The sequence below is a fragment of the Roseitalea sp. genome (genome assembly GCF_984466335.1).
On record NZ_CFIFWG010000175.1, the window covers coordinates 1 to 5,818 of the forward strand.

Annotated in this window: 5 protein-coding genes; 3 read left to right on the plus strand and 2 right to left on the minus strand. The window is 68.1% G+C overall.

Annotated features, from left to right (window positions below):
* The 3 genes from AC5E6L_RS13415 to guaD all read left to right on the plus strand — a co-directional run.
* The coding region (locus AC5E6L_RS13415; RefSeq protein WP_491773934.1) for a glycerate kinase type-2 family protein at positions 1–768 on the plus strand (768 nt) is incomplete at its 5' end.
* Positions 769–865: 97 nt separating this feature from the next.
* On the plus strand, positions 866–2,440 hold the full coding sequence (locus AC5E6L_RS13420; RefSeq protein WP_491773936.1) for an EAL domain-containing protein: 1,575 nt from the start codon (positions 866–868) through the stop codon (positions 2,438–2,440).
* Positions 2,441–2,493: 53 nt separating this feature from the next.
* Complete coding sequence (gene guaD, locus AC5E6L_RS13425) at positions 2,494–3,798, plus strand: guanine deaminase (protein WP_491773938.1); 1,305 nt, start codon at positions 2,494–2,496, stop codon at positions 3,796–3,798.
* Here guaD and AC5E6L_RS13430 read toward each other — a convergent pair.
* Complete coding sequence (locus AC5E6L_RS13430) at positions 3,783–4,394, minus strand: sarcosine oxidase subunit gamma (RefSeq protein ID WP_491229394.1); 612 nt, start codon at positions 4,392–4,394, stop codon at positions 3,783–3,785. The genes guaD and AC5E6L_RS13430 overlap by 16 nt on opposite strands.
* Positions 4,387–5,818 (minus strand): glycine cleavage T C-terminal barrel domain-containing protein (locus tag AC5E6L_RS13435; protein WP_491773940.1); only part of this gene is annotated, 1,432 nt, incomplete at its 5' end. The genes AC5E6L_RS13430 and AC5E6L_RS13435, both read right to left, overlap by 8 nt.

Below are 5,818 nucleotides of genomic sequence, written 5' to 3' on the forward strand. Positions count from 1 at the left end.
GGCGGCCGGCTCGCCGCGGCGGCCCATCCGGCCCGGCTGGTCAGCCTGATCGTCTCGGACATTCCCGGCGACGATCCCGCGCAGGTCGCCTCGGGGCCGACCGTGCCCGATGCGACCGGCCGAGCGCGGACGCTGGCGATGATCGCGGCCTACGGGCTCGTGCCGCCGCCGGCGGTCCGTGAACATATCGCCCATGGCCCGGACGATTGCCCGACGCCCGAAGACGCCCGGTTCGCCGGCAACGCGGTCACCGTCATCGCCTCTGCGGGCCTGTCGCTCGAAGCTGCGGCCGGTGCGGTCCGGGCGCGGGGCATGAACGCTGCGATCCTGTCGGACGCGATCGAGGGCGAAGCGCGCGACATCGGCGCGATGCACGGCGCGCTGGCGCGCCAGGTGGCGCTGCGCGGCCGGCCGTTCGCAAGGCCGGTCGCGATCCTGTCCGGCGGCGAAACGACGGTCACGGTGCGCGGCGCGGGCAGGGGCGGCCGCAACACCGAGTTCCTGCTGGCCCTGGCGACGGCGATCGAGGGCCTGGACGGGGTCGTCGCGCTCGCCGCCGACACGGACGGCATTGACGGGTCCGAAGACAATGCCGGCGCTTTCGCGGACGGGGCGAGCATCGGCCGGTTGCGCCGGGCGGGCGGCGATCCGCGGGCCTTTCTTGCGAACAATGACGCCTATTCGGCGTTCGAACGGTTGGGCGATCTGTTCGTGCCGGGTCCGACGGGCACCAATGTGAACGATTTCCGCGCGATCCTGGTGCGCTGAGGCCACGGCGCGCCGGCCCGCGCGATCATATCGCCTCGGCGCGATTACCAAATCGAAACGGACTGCCGATAGGACCATTGCGCAAAGGGTGAGGGATATGTCGAAGCGGCTCAGGTTCGTATGTCTTTTTGTCTGCGCCGCGCTGGTTGCGCTGGTCGCCGCCTATGGTGCGCATCTCGCCATCGTGCAAAGCTGGCAGCGGGCCTATTTGCACGAGCTTGCGGCGCAGACGGTCAACCGAACCGATGTCGCCATCGACCATGCGGTGATCGCGCTTGGCGGGTTGGTCGAGCAGGGCCTGACGGGCTGCGGCCCCGAGGCCGTTCAGGCCGGCCGCCGGATCGCGTTCGGCGCCGGCGCGATCCGGAACATTCAGATCGGCCATGGCGGGGCCGAATGCCGCGCCTTCGACGATGCCGGCGGCGTTTCCGTCGACGAGGCGCTGGCAAGACCTTGGCGGTCCGCCCGCAACGGGCGGATCGAACTGGCCGGTTTCACCAACACGAAGGCCGATCATCTGGCCGTCCGCTGGGTGCTGGGCCCCGCTCACTCGCTGATCGCGATCATGAACACGGAACTGCTGATCTTCGACGTACTGCCCATGTCCTTGCGCACGGGCGCCAGCATTTCGCTGTCGATCGGCGATGACGACCGCGTCATCTCGCAGACGCACGGGACGCTCGATCAGGAGACGGGCAGGGTCTTTTCGGCGACCTCCTTACGCTATCCCACACGCGTCGATATCCGCGTGACCGATGCGGCGCTGGGTGCGTGGGCGGGCGGCATCGGGTGGCTCGGCGCGGTGGTCGCGGGGTTCCTGTCGCTGGTGTTCGGCTATGCCGTCGTCCGCGCGCTGTGGACGCGCCGGAGCTTCGCCGACGACTTCAAGGCGGCGGTCGCCTGCGGCCAGGTGATGCCCTACTATCAGCCGATCGTCTCGCTGGCGGACCGGCGGCCTGTGGGCGTCGAGATGCTGGCCCGCTGGCGCCGGCCCGATGGCAGTTTCATTGCGCCCGCCCAGTTCATTCCCATGGTCGAGATGAACGATTGCGCCGACCTGCTGGTGGCCCACCTGATCCGCCACGCCGATGCCGAACTGAACCGCTTCTTCACCGAGGACAGAACCCTGAAGCTGGCGGTCAACATCGCTCCGGCTCAGTTCGAGCGGCCCGGATTTGCCACCTGGCTCGCCAAGCTGATCGGGGAGACCGGATTTACTCCCTCCCAGATCACCGTCGAGGTGACCGAGCGTCAGCCGCTGGTGTCGATCGAAGGCAGTCGCCGGGTTTCGATCGCGCTTCAGGAGGCGGGCTTCGAAATCGCATTGGACGATGCCGGCACCGGACATAACGGCCTTGCGGTCATGAAATCGCTTTGCGCCGGCTGCATGAAGATCGACAAGCTGTTCGTCGACGAGATCGACAACGATTTCCGCACCCGCGCCCTGGTCGAGATGATGGTCGGCGCGGCCAACGAACTGGGCATGGGCATCGTGGCCGAGGGCATCGAGCGCAACGAGCAGGCCGCCGTGCTGAACACCATGGGTGTCGGGCACGGCCAGGGCTATCTGTTCGCGCGGCCGATGCCGGCCGACGATCTGGCGGCCTATATGGCGCACATGTGGCGCAAGACTGGAAAAGGATCCCACAGCAGGCGGACGGCCGCCGCGTAGCGCCGCCATGATGTCGCCCACAGCCCCTTCGCTTGAACGGAAAGGCGGGCCCGATGACGGAAGATAGGGCGATCGTGCGCGGACGGCTGCTGTCGTTCCATCGCGAGCCGCTGGGCGCCGACGACGATACCGCGTTCACCCTGATCCAGGATGGCGGCATCGTCTGCCGGAACGGGCTGATCGACTGGGCCGGCAACTGGTCGCACCTGCCCCAAGCGCATCGCGGCGCGGTCTATGCCGACCGGCGTCCGCATCTGATCCTGCCCGGCTTCATCGATCCGCACATCCATTTCCCGCAAGGGCAGGTGGTTGCCTCCTATGCGGGCTCGCTGCTCGAATGGCTGAACACATATACCTTCATCGAAGAGCAAAAATATGCCGATCCGCATTTCGCCGCGGCGATGGCGGCGCGGTTCTGCGACATGCTTTTGGCGCACGGCACGACGACGGCCGTCGCCTTCGGTTCGGTGCACAGGGCGTCCGCGCACGCCCTTCTCGCCGAGGCGGCGGCCCGCGGCATGCGTCTTGCCGCCGGCAAGGTGATGATGGACCGCAACGCGCCGGACGCGCTCACCGATACCGCCCAGTCCGGCTATGACGACACCGAGGCGTTGATCGGGCAATGGCATGGCCGAGGGCGGCTGGGGGTGGCGATCACGCCGCGCTTCGCGCTGACCTCGACCGACGCGCAGATGGAAGCGGCCGGCGCGCTGGCGCGCGAGCATCCCGATTGCCTGATCCAGACGCATCTGAGCGAGAGCCGCGCCGAGATCGCGGCGGTCGAGGCGCTGTTTCCGGGCGCTGTCGACTATACCGACGTCTATGACCGGTTCGGGCTCCTGACGCCAAAAAGCCTGATGGGTCACTGCATCCATCTGTCGGACCGGGAGATCGGCCGGATGGCCGAGACCGGCGCCGTCGCCGTCTTCTGCCCGACGTCCAACCTGTTTCTGGGCAGCGGCCTGTTCGATCTGGACCGGATCAAGGCGGCCGGCGCGCGCCATGGCATCGCCACCGACATTGGCGGCGGCACGTCCTGGTCGCTGCTCAGGACGCTGGACGAGGGTTACAAGGTCTTGAACCTGCAAGGCCAGCGCCATCACCCCTATCGCGCCTTCTGGCAAGCGACGCGGGGCAATGCCGAGGCGATCGGCATGGCCGATCGGATCGGCGCGCTGGAGGCGGGCGCCGAGGCCGACTTCATCGTGCTCGACGCGCGCGCGACGGACGCGATGGCGCTGCGGATGGAGACGGCCGAGACGCTGGCCGAGGAACTGTTCGTCCTCCAGACGCTGGGCGACGACCGCGCGGTCAGGGCGACCTATGTGGCGGGGCGGGTGGTTCACTCGACCACATAGCCAACCTCCTCGCTCGCCCTTGTGAGCGCATGCCAGAACGAGCGCGCATAGGAGCGGAAGACGATCACGTCGAAGGCGTCCGCGTCGACGCGCTGGATCTGCGCGAGGATCTCGTGGTGCCGGGTGGCGAGGCCCTTTTCGAGCGGGAACGCGTCCGGCCCGAAATCGACGGCGAACAGCTTTGAAAGCACCCGGCGCGATTTTTCGCCGTCGATGCGCAGCACGGTGCGGCCGTGGCTGAGATCGACCACGGTCCCATTGCCGCCGACAGCTCTTGCCAGAGCTTCGGCCAGGGCGGGGTCCGTCGAAATCACCGTCCAGCGGCCCGGCGCGTGCCGCAATGCCTGGGCCGTGTCCGACACCGCGTCGCGGGTCTTGGCGAGGTTCAGCTTCGTTGCGCGCTTGATGGCGTTGGCGGTCTTCGTGTCGGCGCCGGGCCAGGCGCGGACATCGCAGATGGCCAGTGGGAACCGCTCGGCGAGCGTCACCTGCGCGCCGCGATCGCAATTGCCGAATTCGCCCTGCTCATAATGGCCGGCGAGCGGGCTTTCGGCCGCATCGGGGATGACGGGGGTGGAGATGAAGGGCTCAGCCATGCATCCGTTCTCCCTTCGGGTCCACCATATGGTGGCTGACGATCTCGATCGGAATGTGCGTGCCCGAGCGCACCGGGTCGGTGGCGTAAAGGTGCTGGCCGATCCTGCCCGCGCCGTCCTCGACCAGCGCCAGCCCGACATAGGCGTTCAGTTCGGGCGAAAAGCACATCGCCGTCAGATGGCCGAGGCTCGCGCCGGGTTCGTCCCTGTCGCCGGCGACCACATGGCTGCCGCCGTGCAGTTTTTCGCCCGAGCGCGCAACGACGCCGACCAGCGTCCGGCGGCTCCGGTCGGTCAGACCCTCGCGGTCCATCATGGCCGAGCCGACGAACGGCTTTTTCGACGACAGCATCCAATCGAGACGCAGATCGCGCGCGGTGGTGCGCCCGTCGATCTCGGCGGCGGTGACATGGCCCTTTTCGATGCGCAGCGCGCCGAGCGCTTCGAGCCCGTAGGGCGCGATGGAAAAGGGCCGGCCGGCGCCCATCAGCGCCTCCCAGACATGGGTGCCGTGATGGGCGCCGCAATAGACCTCGTATGCCCGTTCGCCGGAAAAGGACAGGCGGCAGATCATCACCGGCACGCCCGATATCGCGCCATGCACGATGCCCATGAAGGGCAGGGTGTCATTGTCGACACCCGTGCCGGTGACGCAGGAGGCGAGCACGTCGCGCGATTTCGGCCCGGCGATCGCGGCGCCGGCCCACTGGTCGGTGACGGAGGCGACATGGACGCGCAGGTCCGGCCAGTGGACGTCGAGGCACAGTTCCAGATGGGCCATCACCGTGCCGGCGTTCGCGGTCGTGGTGGTCATCAAAAACCGGTCCTCGGCGAGGCGCCAGGTGGTGCCGTCGTCCATGGCGAACCCGTCCTCGCGCAGCATCAGCCCGTAGCGCGCCTTGTTCACCGCCAGCTTTGCGAAGCCGTTCGTGTAGACGCGGTTGAGCAATTGCGCCGCGTCCGGTCCGGCAATGTCGATCTTGCCGAGCGTCGAGACATCGACCAGCCCGACGCCGTGGCGCACCGTCCTCGCCTCGCGGATATAGGCCTGTTCGACCGTCTCGCCGGGCCGGTTGTAGCTTTCGGGCCGCTCCCAATGGCCGGCGGCGTACATGCCGGCGCCGTTTTCGACGTGCCAGTCATGCATCGGCGTCAGGCGGCGTGGGGCAAGCTCGCCATAGCGTTCGGCGGCGATCGATCCCACAGAAGCCGCCGTGTAGGGCGGGCGGAAGCGGGTGGTTCCCACATCCGGGATCGGCCTGCCGAGCGCGCCCGCCATGATGGCAAGGCCGGGCACGTTCGAGGTCTTGCCCTGGTCGGTCGCCATGCCGAGCGTGGTGTAGCGCTTGAGATGCTCGACCGACCGGAACCCCTCGCGATGGGCGAGGCGCACATCGTCGGCGGTGACATCGTGCTGGAAATCG

Coding starts and splice junctions, on each gene's coding strand:
- AC5E6L_RS13420 (WP_491773936.1), top strand. CDS start 866: ATGTCGAAGCGGCTCAGGTTCGTATGTCTTTTTGTCTGCGCCGCGCTG.
- AC5E6L_RS13430 (WP_491229394.1), bottom strand. CDS start 4,394: ATGGCTGAGCCCTTCATCTCCACCCCCGTCATCCCCGATGCGGCCGAA.
- guaD (WP_491773938.1), top strand. CDS start 2,494: ATGACGGAAGATAGGGCGATCGTGCGCGGACGGCTGCTGTCGTTCCAT.